Origin of the sequence: Streptomyces sp. CoH27 (assembly GCF_020181035.1) — a bacterium.
Classification (GTDB): Bacteria; Actinomycetota; Actinomycetes; order Streptomycetales; family Streptomycetaceae; genus Streptomyces; species Streptomyces camelliae.
Genome location: NZ_JAIQYY010000019.1, coordinates 114,836 through 139,984, shown reverse-complemented (window position 1 = coordinate 139,984; position 25,149 = coordinate 114,836). Strand labels below are relative to the sequence as shown.

At 71.4% G+C, this 25,149-nt stretch carries 22 protein-coding genes; 16 read left to right on the top strand and 6 right to left on the bottom strand.

The window, feature by feature from the left end:
- The first annotated feature begins 102 nt into the window (after positions 1-102).
- The 5 genes from LE548_RS30050 (at position 103) to LE548_RS30030 (ending at position 5,016) form a co-directional block, all read left to right on the top strand.
- Entirely contained in the window at positions 103-996 is an 894-nt protein-coding gene (locus LE548_RS30050) for a polysaccharide deacetylase family protein (protein ID WP_225100104.1), read from the top strand.
- 108 nt (positions 997-1,104) lie between these two features.
- Positions 1,105-2,556, top strand: a complete 1,452-nt coding sequence (locus LE548_RS30045; RefSeq protein ID WP_225100103.1) for a cytosine permease — start codon at positions 1,105-1,107, stop codon at positions 2,554-2,556.
- Positions 2,557-2,741: 185 nt separating this feature from the next.
- Complete coding sequence (locus tag LE548_RS30040; RefSeq protein WP_225100102.1) at positions 2,742-3,413, top strand: acetate uptake transporter; 672 nt, start codon at positions 2,742-2,744, stop codon at positions 3,411-3,413.
- Between the two features lie 85 nt (positions 3,414-3,498).
- Positions 3,499-4,236 carry a DUF1345 domain-containing protein gene (locus LE548_RS30035; RefSeq protein ID WP_225100101.1) on the top strand — a complete coding sequence of 246 codons (738 nt, stop codon included), beginning with the start codon at positions 3,499-3,501 and terminating at the stop codon, positions 4,234-4,236.
- Between the two features lie 198 nt (positions 4,237-4,434).
- Complete coding sequence (locus tag LE548_RS30030; protein ID WP_225100100.1) at positions 4,435-5,016, top strand: TetR/AcrR family transcriptional regulator; 582 nt, start codon at positions 4,435-4,437, stop codon at positions 5,014-5,016.
- A 34-nt stretch (positions 5,017-5,050) separates the two neighbouring features.
- Here the strand turns inward: LE548_RS30030 and LE548_RS30025 are convergent, their stop codons facing one another.
- Both LE548_RS30025 and LE548_RS30020 read right to left on the bottom strand, forming a co-directional pair.
- Positions 5,051-5,380, bottom strand: a complete 330-nt coding sequence (locus LE548_RS30025; RefSeq protein ID WP_225100099.1) for a TfoX/Sxy family protein — start codon at positions 5,378-5,380, stop codon at positions 5,051-5,053.
- An 86-nt stretch (positions 5,381-5,466) separates the two neighbouring features.
- Positions 5,467-6,051: a TetR/AcrR family transcriptional regulator gene (locus tag LE548_RS30020; protein ID WP_225100098.1), complete on the bottom strand. Its 585-nt coding sequence runs from the start codon at positions 6,049-6,051 to the stop codon at positions 5,467-5,469.
- A 132-nt stretch (positions 6,052-6,183) separates the two neighbouring features.
- Here LE548_RS30020 and LE548_RS30015 point away from each other — a divergent pair, with 132 nt between their 5' ends.
- Genes LE548_RS30015 through LE548_RS45610 form a run of 4 tightly spaced genes read left to right on the top strand, consistent with a single transcriptional unit; the run spans position 6,184 to position 8,380 of the window.
- Positions 6,184-6,615: a tautomerase family protein gene (locus LE548_RS30015; RefSeq protein ID WP_225100097.1), complete on the top strand. Its 432-nt coding sequence runs from the start codon at positions 6,184-6,186 to the stop codon at positions 6,613-6,615.
- Entirely contained in the window at positions 6,608-7,645 is a 1,038-nt protein-coding gene (locus tag LE548_RS30010) for a zinc-binding dehydrogenase (RefSeq protein ID WP_225100096.1), read from the top strand. Before LE548_RS30015 ends, LE548_RS30010 begins: the two co-directional genes overlap by 8 nt.
- Positions 7,646-7,688: 43 nt before the next feature.
- Positions 7,689-8,258 carry a PaaI family thioesterase gene (locus LE548_RS30005; RefSeq protein WP_225100095.1) on the top strand — a complete coding sequence of 190 codons (570 nt, stop codon included), beginning with the start codon at positions 7,689-7,691 and terminating at the stop codon, positions 8,256-8,258.
- Positions 8,255-8,380 carry a hypothetical protein gene (locus LE548_RS45610; RefSeq protein WP_263636727.1) on the top strand — a complete coding sequence of 42 codons (126 nt, stop codon included), beginning with the start codon at positions 8,255-8,257 and terminating at the stop codon, positions 8,378-8,380. Before LE548_RS30005 ends, LE548_RS45610 begins: the two co-directional genes overlap by 4 nt.
- A 57-nt stretch (positions 8,381-8,437) precedes the next feature.
- Here the strand turns inward: LE548_RS45610 and LE548_RS30000 are convergent, their stop codons facing one another.
- The 4 genes from LE548_RS30000 to LE548_RS29985 form a co-directional block, all read right to left on the bottom strand.
- Positions 8,438-9,871 carry an endonuclease/exonuclease/phosphatase family protein gene (locus LE548_RS30000; protein ID WP_225100094.1) on the bottom strand — a complete coding sequence of 478 codons (1,434 nt, stop codon included), beginning with the start codon at positions 9,869-9,871 and terminating at the stop codon, positions 8,438-8,440.
- A gap of 78 nt (positions 9,872-9,949) precedes the next feature.
- Positions 9,950-10,480 carry a chloramphenicol phosphotransferase CPT gene (gene cpt, locus LE548_RS29995; RefSeq protein WP_225100093.1) on the bottom strand — a complete coding sequence of 177 codons (531 nt, stop codon included), beginning with the start codon at positions 10,478-10,480 and terminating at the stop codon, positions 9,950-9,952.
- Between the two features lie 7 nt (positions 10,481-10,487).
- Complete coding sequence (locus tag LE548_RS29990; RefSeq protein ID WP_225100092.1) at positions 10,488-11,120, bottom strand: hypothetical protein; 633 nt, start codon at positions 11,118-11,120, stop codon at positions 10,488-10,490.
- 15 nt (positions 11,121-11,135) lie between these two features.
- Positions 11,136-12,113, bottom strand: coding sequence for a zinc-binding dehydrogenase (locus LE548_RS29985; protein WP_225100091.1), 978 nt, complete (start codon positions 12,111-12,113; stop codon positions 11,136-11,138).
- 174 nt (positions 12,114-12,287) lie between these two features.
- Between LE548_RS29985 and LE548_RS29980 the strand changes: the two genes are divergently transcribed.
- The 7 genes from LE548_RS29980 to LE548_RS29950 all read left to right on the top strand — a co-directional run bounded on the left by LE548_RS29980 (position 12,288) and on the right by LE548_RS29950 (position 25,011).
- Positions 12,288-12,632 (top strand): helix-turn-helix transcriptional regulator, encoded by a 345-nt coding sequence (locus tag LE548_RS29980; protein WP_225100090.1) that lies wholly within the window; start codon positions 12,288-12,290, stop codon positions 12,630-12,632.
- A gap of 195 nt (positions 12,633-12,827) precedes the next feature.
- Entirely contained in the window at positions 12,828-15,044 is a 2,217-nt protein-coding gene (locus LE548_RS29975; RefSeq protein WP_225100089.1) for an efflux RND transporter permease subunit, read from the top strand.
- A 450-nt stretch (positions 15,045-15,494) separates the two neighbouring features.
- Entirely contained in the window at positions 15,495-16,700 is a 1,206-nt protein-coding gene (locus LE548_RS29970; protein WP_225100088.1) for a sensor histidine kinase, read from the top strand.
- Positions 16,697-17,377 carry a response regulator transcription factor gene (locus LE548_RS29965; protein WP_225100087.1) on the top strand — a complete coding sequence of 227 codons (681 nt, stop codon included), beginning with the start codon at positions 16,697-16,699 and terminating at the stop codon, positions 17,375-17,377. The genes LE548_RS29970 and LE548_RS29965 overlap by 4 nt, the downstream gene beginning before the upstream one ends.
- A 400-nt stretch (positions 17,378-17,777) precedes the next feature.
- On the top strand, positions 17,778-19,439 hold the full coding sequence (locus LE548_RS29960) for an alkaline phosphatase family protein (RefSeq protein WP_225100086.1): 1,662 nt from the start codon (positions 17,778-17,780) through the stop codon (positions 19,437-19,439).
- 396 nt (positions 19,440-19,835) lie between these two features.
- A complete protein-coding gene (gene uppS, locus LE548_RS29955; RefSeq protein ID WP_225100085.1) occupies positions 19,836-20,612 on the top strand; it encodes a polyprenyl diphosphate synthase in 777 nt (258 codons plus the stop codon).
- Between the two features lie 238 nt (positions 20,613-20,850).
- Positions 20,851-25,011, top strand: a complete 4,161-nt coding sequence (locus LE548_RS29950) for a bifunctional nitrate reductase/sulfite reductase flavoprotein subunit alpha (protein ID WP_225100084.1) — start codon at positions 20,851-20,853, stop codon at positions 25,009-25,011.
- Positions 25,012-25,149 lie beyond the last annotated feature (138 nt).

Sequence of the window (25,149 nt, the reverse complement as noted above, 5' to 3'; positions counted from 1 at the left end):
CGCCGCGGTGCGTACGGTTGCCGATGCGGGCGTTCGTCGGCTGTGGCGGCCCGCCACCAGGTGTGTTCCGCCGGGTGCGAACGGGTGTGAAGGAGCGGACGGATGACTGCCGGTCGTCGCGCGGTGCTCGGTGTCCTGGCGGGCGGTCTGCTCGCCGGTTGCGCGGGCCAGAAGAAGGACACGGACACCTCCGCGGCCTCCTCCGGCCCGCAGGGGACCGGCCCCGCCCCCGCCCCGCAGGCCTCCGGCGCCATCCCCTCGACGGCATCGGCCGCGACCCGGCCCACCGTCACCCGAGCCCAGGTCGTGGCCCGCTACGGGCACAGCGTGCCGCACACCTGGGGCTTCGACGCCCCCGGCGTGGTGCACTCCCTGCCGGCCACGAAGAAGGAGATCGCGCTCACCTTCGACGCGTGCGGCGGCCCGGGCGGCAACGGCTTCGACCGTGAGCTGATCGACTTCCTGCGCACCCGGCACATCCCGGCGACACTGTTCATCAACTCCCGCTGGATCGACGCCAACCCGGCCGAGTTCCACCGCCTGGCCGCCGAGCCGCAGTTCGAGATCGCCAACCACGGCACCCGGCACCGCCCGCTGTCGGTCACGGGCCGCTCCGCGTACGGCATCCCCGGCACCCGCAGCGCCGGCGAGGTGTATGACGAGATCGCCGGGAACCGGGCCAAGCTGACCCGGCTGCTCGGCGCCCCGCCCCGCTGGTTCCGGTCCGGCACCGCGTACTGCGACGACGTCGCGGCACGCATCGTCCAGGACCTCGGGGAACGCTTCGTCAGCTTCTCCGTCAACGGCGACGGCGGTGCCACCTTCACCCACGGGCAGGTGCACGAGACCGTCGCGGCCGCGCCGGGCGGTTCCATCGTCATCTGCCACATGAACCACCCCGAAGGCGGCACGGCCCAGGGCATCGCGAGCGCGGTCCCGCACCTGCTGGCCACCGGCCACCGCTTCGTCCGCCTTTCGGACGCGCTCCACGCCTGACGCGGGTCCTCACCCGAATCCGCGCACAATCCTGCACCTCAGCACTCGTCACCGCGCCCTCGCGGGATCACAATGTCTCCCACAGGCGGACCGGGCACGGGAGGCGTCATGAGCACTGCAGCAGAGCCGAGGGTGTCAGGCCTTGAGATCCGGTCCATCGACTACGTCCCCCTGGACGAGCGGCACGGCAAGCTCTGGCATCTGGGCCCGCTGTGGTTCATGTCCAACGCCCAGATCGCCACCCTGGCCGTGGGGCTGATCAGCATCACCTCCGGCGGGAACCTGATCTGGTCGCTGCTGGCCATCGTCGCCGGCACCGTCATCGGCACGTTCTTCATGGCCTTCCACTCGGCACAGGGCCCGCAGCTGGGCCTGCCGCAGATGATCCAGTCACGCCCCCAGTTCGGCTACGTCGGCGCGCTGCTCGTCTGGCTCTTCGCGTATGTGCAGTACGCCGGGTTCAACGTCTTCAACAGCATCCTCGCCGCCGACTCCCTGCACACCACCCTGCACGGCAGCGTGAAGCTGTGGGTCGTCGTGGTCACCGTGGTCGCGCTCGTCATCGCGCTGGTCGGCTACGACATCATCCACAAGGCCGAGCGGATCCTGACGTACACCTTCCTGGTGATCTTCGGGATCTTCACCGTGGGCGTCCTGGTCACCCTGCACTACCCGGCGGGCTCCTTCGACCTCGGCGCCTTCAAGTGGACGCCGTTCCTGGCCCAGTTCGGCGTGGTCGCCGGCTACCAGATCAGCTGGGCCATCTACGTCTCCGACTACTCGCGCTACCTCCCGCCGGACGTCACGGTCCGCAAGACCTTCTACTGGACGTACTTCGGCTCCGCGCTCGGCGGCATCTGGCTGATGGTGCTCGGCTCGCTGCTGGCCGCCTGGGCGGGCAAGGACTTCGACACGATCAAGTCGATCAACGCGGCGGGCGACAAGGTGTTCAGCGGCTTCGGCGCGATCGTCCTGCTCTTCGCCGCGCTGGGCCTGGTGTCCGTCACCGCTCTGAACATGTACGGCGGTTCGCTGACCCTCATCAGCGGCATCGACTCGTTCAAACGGGTACGGCCGACGCTGGGCGTACGCCTGCTGACCATCGGCCTGACCGCGGCTCTCTCCCTGGTCGGCGCCCTGGCCGCGACCGCCAACTTCCTTGAGAACTTCAATAACTTCCTGCTGCTCGTCCTCTACCTCTTCATCCCGTGGACCGCGGTGAACCTCATGGACTACTACGTCGTCCGCCGTGGCCACTACGCCATCGCCGAGATCTTCAACCCCCGCGGCATCTACGGACGTTGGGGCTGGCACGGCATCATCGCCTACCTGGTCGGCTTCGCCGTCATGATCCCCTTCTTCTCCGTCGGCACCCTGTATGTCGGCCCCGCGGCGAAGGCCCTCGACGGCGCCGACATATCCCTGTTCATCGGCCTGCCGGTCGCCGCCCTGCTGTACTGGTGGCTGACCCGCTCCATCGACGTGGCCGCCGAGACACGCGTGGCCGAGGAGGAGGCGGCGGCCCTGGAGGAAGCGGCCCACGAACACCGCGAGCCCTGAGGAGCGGGCCCTTGCATGGCCGGGACATGCCTAACGAGTGGGGCAAACGGGTACGTTTCGTACAGATGGACAGACGTAGGCGACACATGAGTGCCGTCAGCCCGCCTCGGGGGTTCTGACCAGCACGTTCGTGGGCTAGCCAAGCGTCGGCTGCTGGTCCGGCTCTGCTCGAAGGGATGCCGGTCATGAACGAGGACACGAGGAGCCTGCACCCGGAGCGGCCACCGGCGGAAGATCCGCTCCCGGCGGTCAGGGGCGACCCGGCCCCGCTGGGCCTGGCCGGCTTCGCCTTCACCACCCTGCTGCTCTCGATCGTCAACACCAACCTGCTGAGGGAGCCCGGCGCCGTCGTGCCGGTCCTGGGGCTGGCCGCGTTCTACGGCGGCCTCGCCCAGTTCGTCGCCGGCCTCTTCGAATTCCGTCGGGGCAACACGTTCGGTGCCACGGCGCTCGTCTCGTACGCCGCTTTCTGGCTGTCGTACTGGTGGATCGTGCAGCGTCTGGCATTCGCCGGTGATGTGCACAACGCGCTCGGCCTGTTCCTGCTCGGGTGGTGCATCTTCACCGTGTACATGGCCGTCGCCGCGCTCCGGGTCAGTCTCGCCGTGCTGATGGTGTTGGTCCTGCTCGCGCTGACCTACCTCTTCCTGGCCATCGGAGCGTTCCAGACCGGGGCGCAGCCGCACGCCATGACCCAGGTGGGAGGATGGTTCGGCATCGCCACGGGGCTCGTCGCCTGGTACGCCTCGGCTGCGGGCGTCATCAACGAGACACATGGCCGTACGGTCCTGCCCGTCGGACTTCGCCGGCCCGGCCCGGCCCCGGCACGCGTGCCGGGCGTCCCGCCCGAGGCGTGACCGACCGGACGGCACGTCGCCACGAGGTGTCCCGACGGCAGCCCGGTTCCCGAGGGGGAGGACTTCGCCCGCGACAATCCTTGTCATGAACGACGACATGGATGACGCCGAGAGCCGGCTGGGCCGGATCGAGCGGTTGCTGGAGAGCGGTCAGCGCGAGTTCGTCCCCGCCTGGCGCCGGGCGACCCGGGGCGAGCCGCGCTGGACGGTGACGGCCGTGATCCTCGCGGCCGTCGCCCTGCAGCTGACCCTGCCGCACCGGCTCGTCCTCCTTCATCCCGCGTGGGCCATGCCCGTGCTGGAGCTGGCCCTGCTGGCCGGCCTGGTGGCCGCCAACCCCCGCCGGGTGGAGCCCGGTGCCCGGTGGCTGCGGTGGCTGGGCCTGACGTTGATCTGCGCCATCAGCCTGGCCAACGGCTGGTCCGCGGTCCGGCTCGTGGGGGACCTGGTCAACGGCACCGGCGGCGACCAGGCGGTGCCGCTGCTGCTCACCGGCGGCGTCATCTGGCTCACGAACGTCATCGTGTTCGCCCTGTGGTACTGGGAGTGGGACCGGGGCGGCCCGATGGCCCGGGTCCAGGGACAACATCAGTACGCGGACTTCCTCTTCGTGCAGATGCAGAGCCCGGAGATCGCCCCGCCGGACTGGGAACCGGCCTTCCTGGACTACCTGTACCTGTCCTTCACCAACGCCACCGCGTTCAGCCCGACCGACGTCATGCCGCTGTCCCGCTGGTCGAAGATGCTGATGATGCTGCAGTCGTCGGTGTCCCTGGTCACCGTGGTCCTCGTGGTCGCTCGCGCCGTCAACATCCTCAAGTAGCCGCGCTGCGCGTCGTCAGGTTCGGCTCGTCGGGACCCCGCTCCACTGTGCCGCTCACGACATGCTCGGCAGCGAGCGAAGATCGGCGCGGTCGTCCGCGGACTTGTCCCGCATGATCACTTTATTCGCTCAACGCTTGTTGACTCACTCACCGTAAAGCTCGCGCGGGAGTCTGATCAACGATCGTAGAGTGAACTGGTGTCCACGCCGCATGAGCCCCGGCCTCACCGGTCCCGTGCCGACCGCCGTCGAGCCACCGAGGCGCGCATTCTGGAGTGCGCCCGGGAACTGTTCGCCGAGAAGGGATTCGATCGCACCACCATCCGCGCCGTGGCGAGCGCGGCCGGTGTCGACCCGGCTCTGGTGATGCAGTACTACGGCTCCAAGCGTGAGCTGTTCACCCGGGCCGTGCAGGCGATGCCGGCGGTGCCGGCCGTCGCCGACGCCGGCGCGCTCGTCGACGAGCTGCTGGCCACCCTCGGTCTCGAACTCGGCGGTCTGCCCGAGGGCGCGCTGGCGATGTTGCGCTCCATGCTCACCGACCCGTCGGCGGCCGAACAGGCCCGCGGCACCCTGCTCCGGCAGATCGACCGCATCGCCGCGGCCCTGCCCGGAGTGGAGGACCCCGAGCTGCGGGCCACACTGGTCGTCACCACCCTGCTCGGCATCACCATCGGCCACCAGCTCCTGGACCTGGCCCCGCTGCGTGAGGCACCGGGCGACCGCGTCGCGGGCATCCTCCGGCCCGCTGTGAAGGCCCTGACGGAACCGCCGGACTGATCCGGCCGGTACCGCTCCGCGCGGAATCGGGGCGTCACTTGGATGGCAGGCTCGCCGCGAACGCCCGGCCCCGCTCGATCCACCCGGCCAGTTCGGCGTCCTCCGCGACGGCGTCGCCCGCGACCACGACCCAGCCGCGCATCGGACGGCCGGTCATGTCGAAGAGCCGCGTCCCCGGCCGGGCGAGGGCCGCGTCGGTGGCGTCCGGGCCGACGCGGACCATGAGGTCGTCGCCGGTGACACCGACGGCCATGTTGCCTCGGTGCAGGAAGGCGATGCCGCCGAACATCCTCTTCTCGGTGATGCCGGGATCGTCCCCGAGCCGCTCCCGGATCCGCTCGGCGAGACCTTCGTCGTACGCCATCGGGCGCCTCCCTTCGCGTGGGTTCCCCCGGCCATGGTCCTGCCGCATCCAGGATGACCGTGATCGACGGCTGACGCTCGCCCCGGTCAGTCCTTGATCGTGGCCAGGATGAGTGTCCGGAGCTGCTCCGCGGTGTGGTCCAGGGGCTGGATGCTGCGCTTGGCGCGGCACATGGCCACGGTCCCCTCGACGGCCGCGACGCAGAGCGTCGCGAGCTGGGCCGCCTGGTCGGGCCCGGCGCCGTGTGCGCGCAGGGAGTCGGCCAGCAGGCTCTCCCAGGTGGTGAAGACATCGGCGGCGGCCAGCAGGGCCTCGGGTGTCTCGTCGCCCGGGGGCTCCTCGATGGAGACGGCCAGGACCGGACAGCCGGCCCGGAAGTCGCTGTCCACGACGATCTTTCGCCACAGGCCGAGGAAGGCGCGCAGCCCGGCCACCGGTCCTGCCTCCAGCTCCCTGCGCAGGACGCGGGCGACACACTCGCCCGTGTACCGGACGGCCTCGGTGGCCAACTGCTGCTTGCCTTCGGGGAAGTAGTGGTACGTCGAGCCCAGCGGAGCCCGGGCGTGCTTGGCCATCTCGCGGATGCTCGTCGCGTTCAGGCCGCGCCGGCTGATCATGTCGGCCGCACCGGCCACGATCCGCTCGCGCGGGGTCGGGGTGGGCTTGCTCACGTACTCGATCCCTTCTGCCCCACTGACTATAACGATCGTCATAGTCTAGCGTGACCGAGGTCTATAACGACTGTCATAGACCCGTCGTCGTACGCGACCCGTCGTACGGACCGAAGAGAGAGGCGTGCCCCCATGCCGATGATCCGGATCACAGCCCCCGCCGGTGCCCTGACCGAAGAAGGCCGCGAGAGCGTTCAGCGGGTCCTCGCCGCGGTGCTGCTGAAATGGGAGGGCGCTCCCGACACGGCGTTCTTCCGCGCCCAGGCGTGGAGTTACCTGCTCGAACTGCCCGAGGGCGCCCAGACCACCGCCGAGGACGACCAGCCCCGCTTCCTGGTCGAGGTCACCGTCCCCGCGGGGGCCCTGTCCGAGCGCCGTAGGACGGGCCTGGTCGAGGAGGCGACGAAGACCGTGCTGGCCGCCGCCGGTCTCGGACCGGCCGACGCACTGCGGGTGTGGGTCCTGGTGCACGAACAGCCCGACGGCACCTGGGGTGCGGGCGGCTCCGTCATCCGCTACGCCGACCTGGTGGCACTGGCGAAGGAGAAGCGCGCCGATGCGTGAACTGACCTACGTCGCCCGGCGCACCGTCGAGTGGCGCGAGGCGCCCGATCCCGAGCTCCAGGGCGCCGGGGAGGCGATCGTCGCACCGGTGGCCGCCACCCCGTGCGACGTCGACTCCGCGATCCTCGCCGGACATGCCACGCGGCGGCAGCCGCACATCGAATACAGCGCGGAGCCGCCGTTCGCTCTGGGACACGAGTGCGTCGCCCGGGTCGTCGAGACCGGAGACGCCGTCGCCTCTGTGGCCCCCGGCGACCTCGTCGTCGTCCCCTGGTCCATCAACTGCGGCAGCTGCGACCGCTGCCGGGCGGGCCTGACCGCGCACTGCGAGGCCGTCCCCTACATGGCGATGTACGGCGCGCCCATCGGCGGCAGCTGGGGCGGGCTGTTCTCCGAGCTGGTCCGGGTGCCGTACGCCGACGCCATGCTGGTCCCGCTGCCCACCGGACTGGACCCTGTCGCCATGGCCTCGGCCAGCGACAACTGGTCCCTGGCCTGGCGCCTGGTCGCCCCCCACCTCAAGGCCCGCCCCGGTGCACGGGTGCTGGTCGTCGCCCGCGGCAGCATCGGTCTGTACGTGTGCGACATCGCCCGTGTGCTCGGCGCGTCCGACGTCCTCTACGTCGACCCCGACCCCGAACACCGGGAGCTGGCTCGCGCCTTCGGTGCCGCCACCGCCGAAACCCTGGAACCGCTTCCGCAGGGCTTCGACATCGCCGTGGAGGCCACCGGACGCGTCGACCAGCTCGCCCTGGCCGTCAAGTCCCTCGCTCCGGAAGGGATCTGCGAGTCGGCGGGCAACCACTTCCGCCCCGGCGAACTGCCCCTGCTCGACATGTACCTCACCGGCGTCACCCTGCGCATCGCCCGCGACAACGTCCGCTCCCACATCCCCGACGCCCTCGCGCTCGCCGCCTCCGGCAAGGTCAGCCCCAAGGCGGTGGTCTCCCACGTCATCGACTGGGAGGACCTGCCCGCCGCTCTGCCGGAGAAGCACCTCAAGCCCGTCTTCGTCCGCGCCGATGCCTGACCGCACCACGACCGCACACCGCCACCCCGCACCGAGAGACCCGATGCACACCTCTCTCACCGGCCCGCCGGCCTCCGGGACCGACACCGGACCCACGCCGTCGGGCGCCGCCGAACGGGACCACCACACAGCGGCCGTCGACCGGCTCGGCCGCGAACTGCGCGCCCTGGTGGATGCCGCCGTCCGCACCGCCGCCTCCCCGGACACCCTCCACCGCGTGGCGGACGGCGTCCGCCAGGTCACCGGACAGCTCACGGGCCGGCGGCGGGCCCGCGCGGAGATCCCCGAACTCGACGTATTCCCGGGCGGGCCACGGATGTTCAGCCCGGTCACCGGAACCGGCAGTCCGCTGGCCCCGCCGATGACCGTCACACCCGCCGACGACGGTCTGAGGGGCCGCTGCACCCTCGGCATCGCCCACGAGGGCCCGCCCGGCTACGGCCATGGCGGTATGAGCGCCATGCTGCTGGACGAACTCATGGGCTACGCCTGCGCGGCGGCCGGAACCCCCGGGCTGACCGTCTCCCTCCGGACCACCGCCCTGTCCCGCTGGAGACACCGCTGCGCGTCTTCGCCCGCGTCACGGGTACGGACGACCGCAAGATCTTCGTGACCGGATCGATCACGACCGAGGCGGACGCCGCCGTCCAACTCGTCACGGCCGATGGGGTGTTCATCGCCCCCGGCCCCGAGCGCGCCCAGGCCCTGTTCCCCGGGCTGCGAGCGGATCCGTAACCGCGGAGGGCCGGGCCCCCGCCCCGCTGTCCGGCGGGGGGCTCGGCCCCGCCAGGGTCAGAAGGCGACGGTGGCGTGGATGACCCGGTGGTCCGAGAGCTGCGGATCCACCACTGCGCAGCCGTACGTCGGGCCGACCGGACCGAAGATGTAGTCGATCTTGTTGTTGCCGTCCGTGGGTGCGCCGGCGTGGGGTGCGTCCGGCGTGGCCTGGCCGCATTCCTGGTGCGAGGAGTAGAGGCTGGACAGGACCGACACGTCCGCGGTGGTCGTGTTCAGGTCGCCGCCGTAGAACGGCGTGTACCCGTAGGACTGCAGGCCGTCCACGATGGAGCGCAGCTGCTCGGCCTGCTGGGGGCGGTAGACGTTGTCGGGGTCGTCCCCGGCCTGGTTGCCGCTGCTGTCGACGTAGGAACCGCTGCTGAAGTGCGCGTCGCAGTACACGGTTCCGGCGTCGGGGACGGTGGCGCACAGCGCGGGACGCTGCTCCTTGCCGTCGGGGGAGGGCAGGGTGTAGCCCCGGTACCAGGTGTTGGAGTCCTTGACCGCCAGGGCGATCCCGAACGCGCCCCGGTCGGTGCCGGTCGTGCTGTCCGCGCAGGTCTTCTGGGCCGTCAGAAGGGAGTCGGTGGTCCCGTTCTCGTCGACGACCTTGTAGTACGTGGGCGCGAACCGCACGTCCCAGCCGCCCCCGAGCTGGTTCTCCAGCTGGAGCTCCAGTGGCTTGACCGCCTTCTCGCAGATCTCCTGGAAGAAGATCGCTTCCGGTCGGTGGGTGAGATACCCGGCCGGGACGGTTGCCAGGTCACTGGCGACGCTGGACGCGACGGTGTCCGCGTCGGCGTACTGCAGCTTGCACTCCGCGCTCGTGTTGTTGTTCGCGCACAGGTTCCACGAGGCGATGTCGTGCCGCCCGGAGGCCGAGGCCGTCGGTGCCGACGGCGCCGACATGTCGCCCGTACCGCCTACCTTCTCGAAGGTGAACCGCTCCCAGCTGCCGATCGAGGAGGAACGGGCGCGCAGCAGCCCCTGGTCGCCGCCGGTGTAGTTGAACTGCGCCGAGACATAAAGGCCGTTCGCGGCCGACTTCAGCGCGTACTGCCCGCTGCCCTGCGGGATGACGTAGAACCGCTCCCAGGAACCGGTGTTGGTGCCCCAGGCCCGCAGCATGCCGCTCTGCACGCCGCTGGTGCTCACCTCCGAGGTGACGTAGAGACCGTTCTCCTCGTTGCGCAGCGTGATGGTCGTGCCGTATCCCGCGCCGTCGATGTGGTCGGTGTGCAGGGAGAAGGTCTCCCAGCTGCCCACGGACGTCGACCGGGCCCGGAGCTTGCCGTACTGGTCGCCGGAGTCGTTCACCTCGGCGGCCACGTACAGGCCGTTGACCTTCAGGGCCCAGCGCTGGCCGGTGGACGACGGCGGCGCCGACACCGCGAGCGCGGGCGTGGCCGGCAGCGCCACCACACCCGTGAGGGCGGCCAGCACGGCCATCACGAGAAGGCATGTTCTTCGCATGTTCACCTGATCTCAACGGGACACAGACGTTGACGATCTTGACATGAAGGCCCGTCAGCCGACGTGTGCGGCGATGGTGCGTGCACACTCCATCGACTCGGTGTGTGTGGTGTCCACTTCCACGTCGTAGGTCATGCCCCGGTGGACGAGGTCCGCCTGGGCGGCGGCCATTCCGATGACACGGTCGCCCCGCGCGACCTCCCGTCCGGCGGCCACCGCACCGTCGCATCGGACACCGACCCACAGCACCCGCAGGTCACCCAGGGCCTTCTGCCAGCGCTGCTGTGACTCCGGTCCGCCGAGGAAGACCTCGTCGACGATGACCCGCGCACCGGCGCGGGCCATCGCGGCGACTCCCTCGATCCAGGCCGCTTCCAGCGTCCGGAACTCCGGCCCGACGGTCACCTCGCCGTCCGGAGCGAACTCGATCCCGGTGTCCGACGCCCGCATGGACGCCGGCATCGCCTCGACCAGCGTGTCCGTCCCGAGCGCCAGCCACGGATCAGGCAGGACTGCCTGCAGACACCGTACGATTCCCGACTTCCCCGCACTGGAACCACCGTTGAGCACGATCACCTGGGTCATCACCGGGTCACAGTAGAGGAATCGCGGCAGGGCGACGTGATCCTGAGCGCACGGCCGGGCGGTCCGGACGGGGCTGGGCCGGCTCGTACAGCAGGGCGTGGGCCGGCGCGCCCTTGCCGGTCATGGTGACGTCGCGGCGGCGCTGCTCGTGGCTGAGCCGGGCCGGTTCGGCCTTTATCCGGCGCAGCAGCCGAAACCGCTTGCTGCACTGGTGCTCGGAGATCTCACCGAGGGCCACCGCCGTTCGCTCCGACCGGTCGAGACGGTCCATGCCGAAGTCGTTCTGTCCATCGGCCCGGCCGATCTCCTCGCCCGCCCGCCGGATCACCGCCTCCATCTGCGCGGGATCGTCCCCGGCCCCGTCCGGGAGGTCCGGCACGCTCGCGAACAGGCTTGCAGTTCGGGTAAGTTGGCGCGTTGCGCCGACCGGGCGGGCGAAGTCCTCGACCATGGAGGTGGAGCCGTGCCAGAGGGTGCGCAGCGAGTGCTCGGCGGCCTTGGCGGGCGCCGCTTCGGTCGCCGCGTCGAGCTCGGTGCCCGCGGCGTCGTGGAGATCCTGGACGAGCCGGGCCACATCCTCCGGGCGCTTGCGCAGGGTGAGGTGGCGTGCCGCTGGTTTGTGGGGCAGGGCGAGGCGCACGCGGGGTCTGTGTGCTCAGTCCGCCGTGCGCAGCAGCAGCTTGCCCGTCGAGGTGCGTCCGCCCATCAACCGGTGTGCCTCGGCGGCGTCCGTCAGGGCGAACTCCGCGGTGACGGGCAGCGTCACGGTGCCGTCGGCGACCTTGCGGAAGGAGCGCTCGGCGAGTGCGCGCAGCGCCTCGGGGTCCGACTGCGCGAGATTCAGGATGGAGAACGCGGCGACGGACCGGCCCTGCGCGCCGAGTGCCGCCTGCCCGACGTGCCACGGCTCCGCCCCGCTCGCGTTGCCGTAGGACACCAGACGGCCGAAGACGGCCAGCGCGTCCAGGCCACGGCGCAGGGTGTCGCCGCCGACGGGGTCGAGCACCAGGTCGACACCCCGACCGCCGGTGGCACGGCGGACGTCCTCGGCGAAGGTGCCGATGGTGAACACCTCGTCGTAGCCGTGCTTGAGGGCGTACTCGGCCTTGTCGGGAGTGGAGACCACGCCGTACACCGCTCCGGCGCCCGCCGCCCGGGCCAGCTGACCGGCCGCCGTGCCGACGCCGCCCGCCGCGCCATGCACCAGCACACTCTCACCGGCGCGCAGCCGCCCGACCTCGTGCAGCAGGGCGTGCGCGGTCGGCACCACCGTGGGGAGCGTGGCCCCGGTGCGCAGGTCCACGCCCTCGGGCAGCGGGAAGACGGTCGCGGCGTCGGCGGCCACGACCTCCGCGTAGGCGCCGCCGCTGACAAACGCGACGACCTCCTGACCCGCTCGCAGTCCCGCCACGCCCTGGCCGACGGCCCGGATCCGTCCCGAGACCTCCAGCCCGGGGCGGAACGGCAGCGACTGCACCCGGTATCCCTCGGCGCGGGCCTTGAGGTCCGCGAAGTTCACGCCTGCGTAGGCGGTGTCGACGGTCACCTGCCCCGGCCCCGGCTCGGGGATGTCGGCCTGGACGACCTTCAGCACCTCGGGGCCGCCGTACTCCTGGAATTCGACTGCACGCATCAGCGGAAACCGTCCTTCTGCACGGTGTGTCAAGGGGTGGATCCACGGGGGGATCCCTCAGTGTTCAATGGAAAGCGAACACTGGGACTGTAAGATATCCATCGAACACTCGGCAAGTGGTCCGGGTACCCGGCGGGGTGTCACCCGCGAAGCGCACAGGGCGAGGAGTGGGGCATGGCGAACCAGGCCGCGGGCGCGAGTCACCGAGCCGCGCCGGTGCACACGGATCCCGAGGACGTCTCCGTCCTGACCGCGCTGTCCGCGGTCGCCGATCCCGTGCGTGTCCAGCTGATCCGCGAGCTGGCCGGCTCCGCCGACTGGACGCGCAGCTGCGGCAGCTTCGACGTACCCGTCGGCAAGGCCGCGCTCAGCCACCACTTCTCGGTGCTGCGCGGCGCCGGTCTCGTCGAGCAGCGCGACGAGGGGCCGCGGCGGGTCAACCGGCTGCGGCGCGAGGAGTTCGAGGCGCGCTTCCCCGGGCTGCTCGACCTCCTGCTGCGCGACGACGACGCAGGCTGAGCTGCTGCTCGTCTGCGCGGACCCGGTGACGTCATCCCCGCGCAGTAGAGGGTGCTCCTCCTTGAGGCTGAGCTGAGCGCGTCGGCTCGTGCGCTGCCACCAGGCGGTATTGCCAGCACCGGCACGACGCCCCGGCACCCCCGTTCCGGCCAGGCTGGTCAGGTCCCCGACCCCAGACCTGGAGATCCGTTTCCCGTGGCTACCCTGCTCTATCGATGGGGCCGTACCGCCTTCCGGCGGCGCTGGCTCGTGACGTTGCTGTGGGCCCTGATCCTCGGCGCAGTCGGATTCGGCGCCGCAAAGGCTCCGGCCTCCTCCGACGCCGGCACCTCCTTCATGCCCGGCATCGAGGCACAGAAGGCCTTCGACCTGATCGGACAGCGCTTCCCGGGCTCGGACGCCGACGGCGCCACCGCGCGAATCGTGTTCGTCGCACCCCACGGGGAGAAGGTGACCGCGTCCGGGCACCGCACCGCCATCGACACACTGGTCGCGGAGGCCGCCGGCGAGCCCAAGGTCGCCGGCGCCGTGAACCCGTTCACCGCGCACGCGGTGAGCAAGGACGGCTCCACCGCCTACGCCACCGTGAACTTCAAGGTGAAGGCCGACGACCTCACCAAGGACGACAAGGCCGCCCTGCAGCAGGCCATCGACCAGGCCCGCGACTCCGGCCTCACGGTCGAGACCGGAGGCAGCGCACTCGCCTCGCAGCCCTCGGCGGGCGGTTCCTCCGAGACCATCGGCATCGTCCTCGCCGCGGTCGTCCTGCTGATCACCTTCGGCTCCCTCGCGGCCGCCGGCCTCCCGCTCCTGACCGCCGTCGTCGGCGTCGGGGTCAGCATGGCCGCCATCCTGGCCCTCGGCAGCGCCCTCGGCCTGTCGCTGACCTCGGGGACCCTCGCCACGATGGTCGGTCTCGCGGTCGGCATCGACTACGCCCTCTTCGTCGTCTCCCGCTACCGCGAGGAACGGGCCGCCGGCCACGCTCCGCGCGAGGCGGCCGGGCTCGCCGTCGGCACGGCCGGCTCCGCCGTGGTCTTCGCCGGCCTCACCGTGATCATCGCGCTGGCCGGGCTGGCCGTGGTCGACGTACCGATGCTCACCAAGATGGGGCTGTGCGCCGCGGGTGCCGTGACCGTCGCCGTCCTGGTCGCCCTCACTCTCGTCCCCGCCCTGCTCGGCATGTGGCCGAACGCCGTACTCTCCCGGGCCGCACGCAAGCGCGGTCGCGTGGCCCGCACGGTGGACAACGCCGGTGCCCGGTGGGCGCGCTTCGTACTGCGCCGCCCGGTGGCCGTGCTGCTCGCATGCGTCGCGGGACTGGGCGCCCTGGCGCTGCCCGCCACGCACCTGCAGATGGGCATGCCGGGTGACGAGTCCAAGCCCGTCTCCACGACGGAGCGCCGCGCCTACGACGCCCTCGCGCACGGTTTCGGGGCGGGCTTCAACGGGCCGCTGACGATCGTGGTCGACGCCAAGGGCGCGGCCGACCCCAAGGCCGCCGTCACCGAGATCACCCAGGAGGTCCGTGCGACGCACGGTGTCGTCTCCGTCTCTCCCGCGCGGTTCGACCGGGCCGGCGACACCGCACTCGTCTCGGCCGTGCCCGCCACCGGCCCGAACACCGAGGACACCAAGAGCCTCGTCAAGACCATCCGTGCCGAGCGCCCCGGGGTGGAACAGCGGACGGGGGCGACCTTCGAGGTCACCGGCACGACGGCGATGAACATCGACATCGCCCAGGCCCTGCAGGACGCGCTCGTGCCGTACCTGGCCGTCATCGTCGGCCTGGCACTGGTCCTGCTGCTGGTGGTGTTCCGGTCCGTGCTCGTGCCGGTCAAGGCCGCCTTCGGTTTCCTGCTGTCGGTGCTGGCCGCGCTCGGCGCGGTCGTGGCGGTCTTCCAGTGGGGCTGGGGCGCCGGGCTGCTCGGCGTGGAGCAAACCGGTCCGATCATGAGCCTGATGCCGATCTTCCTGGTAGGCATCGTCTTCGGCCTGGCGATGGACTACGAGGTGTTCCTGGTCGCCCGGATGCGGGAGGCCTACGTCCACGGGGACCGGGCCCCACAGGCGGTCGAGACCGGTTTCCGGCACAGTGCGCGGGTGGTCGTCGCCGCGGCGGTCATCATGATCGCGGTCTTCTCGGCGTTCATCGGCTCCGGCGAGTCGATGATCAAGACGATCGGTTTCGGTCTTGCCGTCGCGGTGCTGCTGGACGCGTTCGTCGTCCGCATGGCGCTTGTGCCCGCCGTACTGGCGCTGCTCGGCGACAAGGCGTGGTGGCTCCCGCGCCGGCTCGACCGGCTGCTGCCCCGGGTGGACGTCGAGGGCGCCGGTCTCACCACGTCGCCGGCCCACGGTACCGAACCCGCGGACACCGAAACGGCACCACAGGAACCGGCCCGCACCTGACCTGGGCCTCACAACCGGGCGCCATCACCGGGCCTTACGCCCGGGTCTTACGCCCGGGTCTCACGCCTGGGTCTCACGGCCGGGCCTCGCACTCGGGCCTTGCGCCCGGGGCCAGGTGCGGGCCCCGCATCCGCCGGCGCGGCGTCGGGGCCCCGCACCTGGGTTCCGCTCCCGGGCCAAGCTCCTGGGCTGGGTCCCGCACCTGGGTCCCGTCCTCGGGCGTCGCAGCCGGGCTCGCACCCCTGAATGGGCCCCGCACCTGGGTTCCGCCCGGGCGCCGCCCCGGGCCGGGCCCCGCCCCTGGGACCCGTATTCGGGCCTCACATCCGAGCCCCTCATCTGATCTGAGCCCCGCACCTGGGTCTCACATCCGGTGCCCGCCCGGCAGGCCGCGTCGTGGTGGCCTGCCGGGTGGGAGTATGTCTACGTTCGGTCCTCTCTCGGAGCGTGATGAACACAAGCTGGCAGCGGCGGGCGGCGGCCCGTCCGAGAGCGGTCGAGGCCGCCAGGCTGATCCTGCTGTTCGCGGGCACCGTCGGCGGGGTCTTCCTCACTCGTGCGGTGATGCCCGAGCCGCCGGCCGCGTGGCCCGGCATCGCCCTGTCCGCCGTGGCCTGCGCCGCGCTGTACCGGCGACGTACCCACCCCCTGCACGTCCTCGCGGTGACCACGCTGTGCACCATGGCCGAGGGTGCGCTCGGCTACCTGATGACCCTGCTCCTGATGGGCCCGCTGCTGGTCGCGCAGTACGTCACCAACCTGCGCACACCCCGGCGCACCGCCTGGAACAGCGCACTGGCGGCCGCCGCCGGCATGGTCGTCACCGGCGTGTTCCTCACCACCCTGCACAACTCCCTGATCCTCGCCGTCGTCAACCCGGTGGCCTGGGTGCTGCTGTGCGCGGCCCTCGGCAGCTACATCCGGGTGCGCCGTGAGTACGCGGCGGCCCGCGCCGAGCATGCCGACCGCCAGCGGGAGGAGGAGGCACGCCATCGCGTGATCCAGGAACGCATGCGCATCGCCCGCGAACTGCACGACGTCGTCGCCCATCACCTGACCCTCGCCGACGCTCAGGCCGGGACCGCGGCCCATCTCGCCCGCACCCACCCGGACCAGGCCCTTGAGATCATCGCGAAACTGCCCGAGACCACGGCGGCGGCCCTGCGCGAACTCAAGGCCACCGTGGGACTCCTGCGCCAGGACACCGACCCCGCGGACGACCTGGCACCCGCGCCGGGGCTACGGCACCTGCCCGACCTCGTCGACGCCTGCGCGGCGGCCGGACTGGACGTGACCGTCACCGTCGAGGGCCGGGCGCGCCGGCTCACCCCCGTGCTCGACCTGACCGCCTACCGGATCATCCAGGAAGCGCTGACCAACGCCACCAAGCACGCCGCCACCCGCGCCGCGCGGGTACGGCTCAGCTACACCTCCCGCTTCCTGACCCTGACCATCGCCAACGACACCGCCCCCGGCCGCCCGGCCGTCACTGCCGGTCCCGGCGGCGGCTTCGGCCTGCTCAGCATGCGCGAGCGCGCCACCTCGGCGGGCGGCACGTTCCAGGCCGGCCACCGCCCGCACGGCGGCTTCGAGGTCGCCTGCTCCCTCCCGCTCGACCCTCACGACGACAGCCTTGACGAAAGCACCGCCCCATGACGATCCGTGTCCTGCTCGCCGACGACCAGGCCCTGCTCCGGGCGACCTTCCGCATCCTCATCGACTCGGTCCCGGACCTGACGGTGGTCGCGGAGGCCGCCGACGGACAGGAGGCGATCGACCTCGCGGTCAGCCACCGGCCCGATGTCGTCCTGATGGACATCCGCATGCCCCGGGTCGACGGCGTGACCGCGACCGCCGCTATCTGCTCCCATCCGGAACTGACGGGCACACACATCCTGATCCTGACGACCTTCGAGAACGACGAGAACGTGGCCAGGGCCCTGCGGGCCGGCGCCGGCGGTTTCCTCGGCAAGGGCGTCAGCCCCGACGACCTCCTGTCCGGCATCCGCACCGTCGCGGCCGGCGACGCGCTCCTCTCGCCCACGGCCACCCGCGCCCTCATCACCCGTTTCCTGGCGGCCCCGGCCACCGACGAGTTCCACACCCTCCCCGACGCGGTCAGAACCCTGACCGACCGCGAACGCGAAGTCACCGCACTCGCCGCACTCGGCAAGTCCAACGCCGACATCGCCGACCAACTGTTCCTGAGCCCCCTGACCGTACGCAGCCACATCCAACGGGCCATGACCAAACTCGACGCCCGCGACCGCGCCCAACTCGTCGTCATCGCCTATCAGAGCGGGCTGGTGAAACCGCACACGCAACGTCCGTGACGGTGCGGTCGACGAGATCGGCTCCCGCCCCGGTGCCCGTCGAGGTGAGTCACTCCCTCGGCTCCGATCCGGTCACGGTCACAGTGCCCGGCATCATGTCCGCATCCGGCCGGCATCCCGGCCGTTGACCGCATCCGGCTGTCATCCAACGCGCGGCCACCGAGCTGCTGGAGGCGGGCACCTACGACGCGACGGCCGGCGCGGCGGACTTCGGCACCGTCAACAGCGCGGTGAGCGCCGCGCGCACGAGTCGATGACCGCGCTTGGGGGTGCCTTTGCGTGCGGCGATGGGTTTCTTGGGCTGAACGCCGTGTTCCGGCCTGCTTCCGTACACGTTCCTCCTCTCGGATGTCGGTGCACGGTTCGCGTGCGCTCGCCCAGTACAGTCCGAGGAGAACCCTTGTCCCGACGCCCGGTTCACTCCGTACGCTCCGTCGCGGCCGCCGCCGCGCTGGCCGCCGTCGGCGCGCTCACCGCGGCGGCCACGCCCGCCTCGGCGCACGCCCCTGTCCACCCGCGCGCCGCCCGGCATGTCCTGCTGCTGTCCGTCGACGGACTGCACCAGTCCGACCTCGCCTGGTACATCGCCCGCCACCCGCACTCGGCGCTCGCCCGACTCGCCGGCGGCGGCGTGGAGTACACGCACGCCAGAACCACCAACCCCTCCGACTCTTTCCCGGGCATGGTCGGCCAGCTCACGGGCGGCGACCCGGGCACCACGGGCGTCTACTACGACGACACCTACAGCTCGGGCCTCCTGCCGGCCGGCACGACCAAGTGCGCCGGCGTCAAGCCCGGCGCCGAGGTCGACCTCACCGAGGACCTCGACAAGAACCAGGACTCCCTCGACGCGGGCCAGGGCCTGAGCGGACTGCCCGGCAGCATCCTGCAGATGACCGGCAATCCCACCACCCTCCTCGACCCGGCGAAGCTGCCGGTCGACCCGAAGACGTGCAGGCCGGTCTACCCGCACTCCTACTTGCGCGTGAACACCGTCTTCGAGGTGGCCCGCACGGCCGGCCTGCGCACCGCCTGGTCCGACAAGCACGCGGCCTACGACATCCTCAACGGGCAGTCCGGCAAGGGCATCCAGGACCTGTTCACGCCCGAGATCAACAGCAAGGCCATCGGCTACGCGGCGGGCGTGGACTGGACGAAGGACAACGCAGCGACCGAGCAGTACGACGGCTACAAGGTGCGCGCCGTCCTCAACGAGATCGACGGCTACGACCACAGCCGCACCCACAAGGTCGGCACCCCGGCCGTCTTCGGCATGAACTTCCAGTCCGTCTCGACCGCCCAGAAGCTTCCCGCCTCCGACGGTCTGACCGGTGGCTACCAGGCCAAGGGCGTGCCCGGTCCGCTGCTGGCGAAGAACCTCGACTTCGTGGACCAGCAGGTCGGCGCCCTCCTCACCGAACTGCGCGCGCGGCACCTCGCCGACAGCACCACGGTGATCCTGTCCGCCAAGCACGGTCAGTCGCCCACCGACCCCACGGCGCTGAACCGCATCGACGACGGGCCGCTGCTCGACGGTCTCAACGCCGCCTGGAAGGCCGCCCACCCGGGAGCCGGAGACCTGGTCGCCCACGCGGTGGACGACGACGCCATGCTGATCTGGCTCACCGACCGGTCCCAGGCCGCCGCCGACTTCGCCAAGGCCTACCTGCTCGCCCGGTCCGGCACGGGCAACGGCATCGACGGCAAGGCCCGGCCGTTCACCGCGAGCGGTCTGCAGAAGCTGTACGCGGGGACGGCCGCCGCCCGCTACTTCCACGCCCGCCCGGGTGACGACCGGGTGCCCGACCTCGTCGGCGTCACCCAGTACGGCGTCGTCTACACCGGCGGCAAGGGCAAGATCGCCGAGCACGGCGGCGCCCACGCCGACGACCTCGACGTCCCGCTCGTCGTCTCCGGCGCCGCCGCCCCGCACGGCGTGCGCGTCGACAGCCCGGTGCGCACCACCCAGATCGCCCCGACGATCCTGCGGCTGCTGGGCCTCGACCCGCGGAGCCTGGACGCCGTACGCATCGAACACACCCGGACCCTTCCCGCGCGCTGACGCCCGGCGGACTGCTCTGATCGGCCCACACGCGTTGCTCACTTTCGGTGGGCGCGTGGAAGGTGACACGGCGTGTGGGCCCGACGGAACAGGAAAACCCGCAATTCACGGTCGCAGCGCCGTCCGGCAAGACGGCCACGCCCGCGGCCACCGCAGCTGACCCCGGTCACGCTCGACGGCCACATCCTCCTTACACCAGCCCCGGACGGCGCCTTCGCCGACCGGGGCTGTCTCTTCGGATGGCGGCTCGCGCGGCTATGACACGCCTAATAGTACGCGGTGTGTAGTACTCGACATGTAGTATCCAGGCCGGCGGCCCTCGGCTTCGCCCACGCCCTCCTCGGCGGAGCTGTCACCTTGGACAGGTCGCTGCTTCGCCGACGAAAGGACCGAACCGTGCCGCTCACCGGACCGCTGTACGCCCTTTACACCCACCGCCTGCGCCGCCAGGTCAAGGGCGGGCCGCTGCCCGAGCACGTGGGGCTGATCATGGACGGCAATCGCCGCTGGGCCCGCCAGATGGGCATGACGAATCCCAGCCTCGGCCACAAGTTCGGCGCCGACCGCGTGGACGACGTGCTCTCCTGGTGCGAGACGCTGGGCATCCGGCACGTCACGGTGTTCGTCTGCTCCACCGAGAACCTGGCCCGCCGCGACGACGGCGAGGTCGCCTTCCTCATGGAGCTGATCGAACGGGTCGTGACCACCAAGCTCGCGCAGCCGGCAGCCCGCTGGCAGGTGCACATCGCCGGAACCGTCGACGGCCTCCCCGACACCACCGCCCACGCCCTGAAGCACGCCGAGGAGGCGACCCGGGGCTGTACCACCGGAGCACATGTCACCCTCGCCATCGGCTACGGCGGCCGGCAGGAGGTCATCGACGCCATGCGGGAGCTCCTGCTCGAATGTGCCGAAGCGGGGCAGTCGCCGGCCGACCTGGCGGCGAGCCTGACAGTGGACGACATCGCCCGGCACCTGTACACGGCGGGCCGGCCGGACCCCGACCTGGTGATCCGCACCAGCGGAGAACAGCGGCTGTCCAACTTCCTGCTGTGGCAGAGTGCCTACGCCGAGCTCTACTTCTGCGAGGCCTACTGGCCCGCCTTCCGCGAGGTCGACTTCCTCCGCGCCCTGCGCAGCTACGGTGCCCGGGAGCGCCGGTACGGGAAGTGAGAGCCTTCCTCCGCCACGGCTCCAGCGGCTCCTAGCACAGTGGCCTGCGCCCCAGCAAGCGGGGAGGAGTGAGGGACCCGGTCCGCGAGCGATCCACGACCCGGGCTCACACGCGCCTCCCGGCCCCTGTGCGGCGGGCGTAACCCCTGATGATCAGGCGTGGAGACACCGGCGTAATGAGGGGTTCGTACCGTCACGAAGGGTGAGATCAGGTCGAGCAGTGGACAAGGAGGCGCCCGTGGCCGCGCCGGGCTCGCTGAGCGAGGGCACGACGAAGGTGCGGACGGTCTGCTCGTACTGCGGGGTGGGCTGCGGCCTGGTCCTCGACGTCGGCATGGGGCCGGACGGGCGCCGTACGGTCCTGAAGGCGAGCGGGGACAAGGAGCACCCGGCGAACTTCGGCCGGCTGTGCACCAAGGGCGCGACCACCGCGGACATGCTCGCCGCCCCGGGCCGGCTGACCAGCGCCCTCGTCCGGCCCGAGCGCGGCGAGGAACCGCGGCCCGTGCCGCTGGCGGACGCCGTCGCCGAGACGGCTCGCCGGCTGCGCGCGATCATCGACGAGCACGGCCCCGACGCGGTCGCCCTCTACGTCTCCGGACAGATGAGCCTGGAGGCGCAGTACCTGGCGAACAAGCTGGCCAAGGGCTTCATCCGCACCAACCAGATCGAGTCCAACTCCCGGCTGTGCATGGCCAGCGCGGGAACCGGCTACAAGCTGTCCCTGGGCGCGGACGGGCCGCCCGGGTCGTACCAGGACCTCGACAAGGCCGACGTCTTCCTCGTCATCGGCTCCAACATGGCCGACTGCCATCCCATCCTCTTCCTGCGGATGATGGAGCGGGTGAAGTCGGCGGGCGCCAAGCTGATCGTCGTGGACCCGCGGCGCACCGCCACGGCCGCCAAGGCCGACCTGTTCCTGCAGATCGAGCCCGGCACGGACCTCGCGCTGCTCAACGGGCTGCTGCATCTGCTGCACGCGGAGGGGCACACCGATCCCGACTTCATCGCCGCGCACACCGAGGGCTGGGAGGCGATGCCCGGCTTCCTCGCCGACTACCCGCCCGCCACCGTCGCCGAGATCACCGGCATACCGGAGGAGCACATACGGGAGGCCGCCCGGCTGATCGGCGAGGCCGGGGAGTGGACGAGCTGCTGGACGATGGGCCTGAACCAGTCCACGCACGGCACCTGGAACACCAACGCCCTGGTCAATCTGCACCTCGCCACCGGCGCGATCTGCCGGCCGGGCTCCGGCCCCTTCTCGCTGACCGGCCAGCCCAACGCCATGGGCGGCCGGGAGATGGGCTACATGGGGCCGGGACTGCCCGGCCAGCGGTCCGTGCTCGCCGACGCCGACCGGGCCTTCGTCGAGGAGCTGTGGGAGCTGGAGCCCGGCACCCTGCGGGCCGACGGGGTCGGCAAGGGCACGGTCGAGATGTTCCAGAAGATGGCCGACGGGGACATCAAGGCGTGCTGGATCATCTGCACCAACCCGGTCGCCTCCGTCGCCAACCGCAAGACGGTCATCGAGGGCCTGGAGGCCGCCGAACTCGTCGTCACCCAGGACGTGTTCGCCGAGACCGAGACCAACGCCTACGCCGACGTCGTCCTGCCCGGCGCGCTGTGGACCGAGGCCGAGGGCGTCCTGATCAACAGCGAGCGCAACCTCACCCTCGCCCGGCCCGCCGCCGACCCGCCCGGCGAGGCGACCGCGGACTGGCGGATCATCGCCGCCGTGGCCCGGGAGATGGGCTACGAGGAGGGCTTCGCGTACGACAGCGCCGAGGAGGTCTTCGAGGAGATCAAGCGCGCCTGGAACCCGGTGACCGGCTGGGACCTGCGCGGGGTGAGCTACGAGCGGCTGCGCACCACGCCCGTGCAGTGGCCGGCGGCGAGCGCCGACGGTCCCGACCGCAATCCGATCCGGTATGTCGGAGAGGACTCAACAGCCGGGGCACCGACCTTCCCGACCGCGAGCGGCCGTGCGGTCTTCTACGCCCGCCCGCACATACCCGCGGCGGAGATGCCCGACGACGACTACCCGTTCGTGCTCAACACCGGCCGGCTCCAGCACCAGTGGCACACGCTCACCAAGACGGCCAAGGTGGCCAAGCTGAACAAGCTGAACCCCGGGCCCTTCGTGGAGGTGCATCCCGAGGACGCGGCCCGACTGGACCTGGCCGAGGGCGATTCCGTGGAGGTCGCCTCGCGGCGCGGGCGGGCGGTGCTTCCCGCGGTCGTCACCGACCGGGTGCGGCCGGGCTGCTGTTTCGCGCCGTTCCACTGGAACGACCTGTTCGGCGAGTACCTCAGCGTCAACGCCGTGACCAGCGACGCCGTCGACCCGCTGTCGTTCCAGCCCGAGTTCAAGGTGTGCGCGGTGTCGCTGACCAAGGTGGCCACCCCGGTGACCGTGCAGACTCCGGTGCCGGCGGCCCCCGAGGCCATGACCCCGGGGCCCGCCGGGGCCGCTCCGGCTGCCGTCGCGCCGCCTGAGGCGTCCGCCGCCCTGCCGACGGCGTCCGTCCCCACCCCGTTCGGGCTGGAAGCCGCACCGCCACCGGTCCTGGCCGACCACGAACGCCGCTATCTCACCGGCTTCCTGGCCGGTATCCCGTTCGGCTCGGCGGGCGTACCGGTCCTGCCGGAGAACGCCCCGTTCAGCCCGGAGCACGCCCTGTGGGTCAACGGCGTACTCGCCGGGATGTACTCCAGGTCCGAGCCGGCGCCCGCACACGGGACCGGCGACTCTGCGCAGCCGTCCACCCCGGCCGCGGCCGGTCCCCGCCGCCAGGTCGTGATCCTCTGGGCCTCGCAGACCGGGAACGCCGAGGAGTTCGCGTTCGCCGCGGTGGAGCGGCTCACCGCCGACGGCCACGCCGCCTCCCTCCTGCCCATGGCCGAGGCGGACCCCGCCGCGCTGCCGTCCGACGCCGACCTGCTGCTGATCACGAGCACCTTCGGCGACGGCGACGCCCCCGACAACGGCGCCGGCTTCTGGGACGCCCTCGCCGCGCCCGACGCCCCGCGCCTGAACGGCAGGCGGTACGCCGTCCTGGCCTTCGGCGACTCCTCCTACGACGACTTCTGCGGCCACGGCCGCCGCCTGGACCGGCGCATGGCGGAACTGGACGCGACACCCCTGGCCCCGCGCACCGACTGCGAACCGGACTACGAGAGCGCGGCCGGAGCCTGGCTCGACCAGGTGCGCTCCGCGCTGCAGACCTCCGAACAGCCGGCCCCCCTCACCCTCCCGGCGGCCCCGCGGCCGAGCCGTCCCGCGCCCGTCATCGCCCACCTCACCGGCAACCGCCTGCTCAGCCTGCCCGGCGCGGGCAAGGAGGTCCGGCGCTTCACCTTCGACACCCGCGACAGCGAGGCCCCGCTGGTCTACGAGGCCGGGGACGCCCTGTCCGTACACCCCGTCAACTGGCCGGAGCTGGTGACCGAATGGCTGGCCGTCACCGGTCTCGACGCGGACACGGCCGTCACCCTCAAGACCGTCGGAGAGGTGCCGTTCGGCGAAGCCCTGCTCCGGCACCTGGACATCACCCGGGTCACTCCCGACCTGCTGCGCTTCGCCGCCGACCGCACCCGCGACCCGCGCGAGCTGCGCAAGCTGCTCCGGCCGGACAACAAGGGCGAGCTGGCGCAGTGGTCCTGGGGACGGCAGGCCGTCGACGTGGTCGGAGAGTTCGGCGTCCGGGCCGGGGCGCAGGAATGGGCGGACGTGCTGGGGCGGCTGCAACCCCGGATGTACTCCATATCGTCCAGTCCCCTGACCGACCCGCATCTGGTCTCACTGACCGTCTCCGTCGTCCGCTACGAGAACCTGGGCGGCCGCCCCCGCCAGGGCGTGTGCTCCCCCTTCCTCGCCGACGCCGAGCCCGGCACCCCGGTGCCGGTCCGCGTCCAGCGGGCGCCGCACTTCCGGCCGCCCGCCGCCCCCGCCACCCCCGCGGTGATGGTGGGCCCCGGCACCGGCGTCGCCCCCTTCATCGGCTTCCTGGAGGAACGCCGGGCCCGCGGCCACCGCGCGCCGAACTGGCTCTTCTTCGGCGAACAGCACCGGGCGACGGACTTCTACTACGAGGAGGAGCTCACCGCGTTCCTCGCCGACGGCACGCTCAGCCGCCTGGACACCGCCTTCTCCCGTGACCAGCGTGCCAAGGTCTACGTCCAGGACCGTATGCGCGAACACGGCCCGCTGCTGTGGTCCTGGCTCCAGGACGGCGCCCACTTCTACGTCTGCGGCGACGCCTCCCGCATGGCCAAGGACGTCGACCAGGCCCTGCGGGAGATCGCCGTCGTGCACGGTGGCCTGGACGAGACGGAGGCCGCGGTCTACGTCAAGCAGCTCGCCGCCGACAAGCGCTATGTGCGGGACGTGTACTGAAGAAACGGTCTCCGTTGCGTAGCGCGCAGGTCAAGGACGGGTCATGGGTGCGGAAGGCGGGTTGCGGCGGGCGGTATGGTTTCAAGGCTGGTCCCCCCGTCCCGAGGGGTGACGCGGCCGCGACCGGGAGGAGGCGAC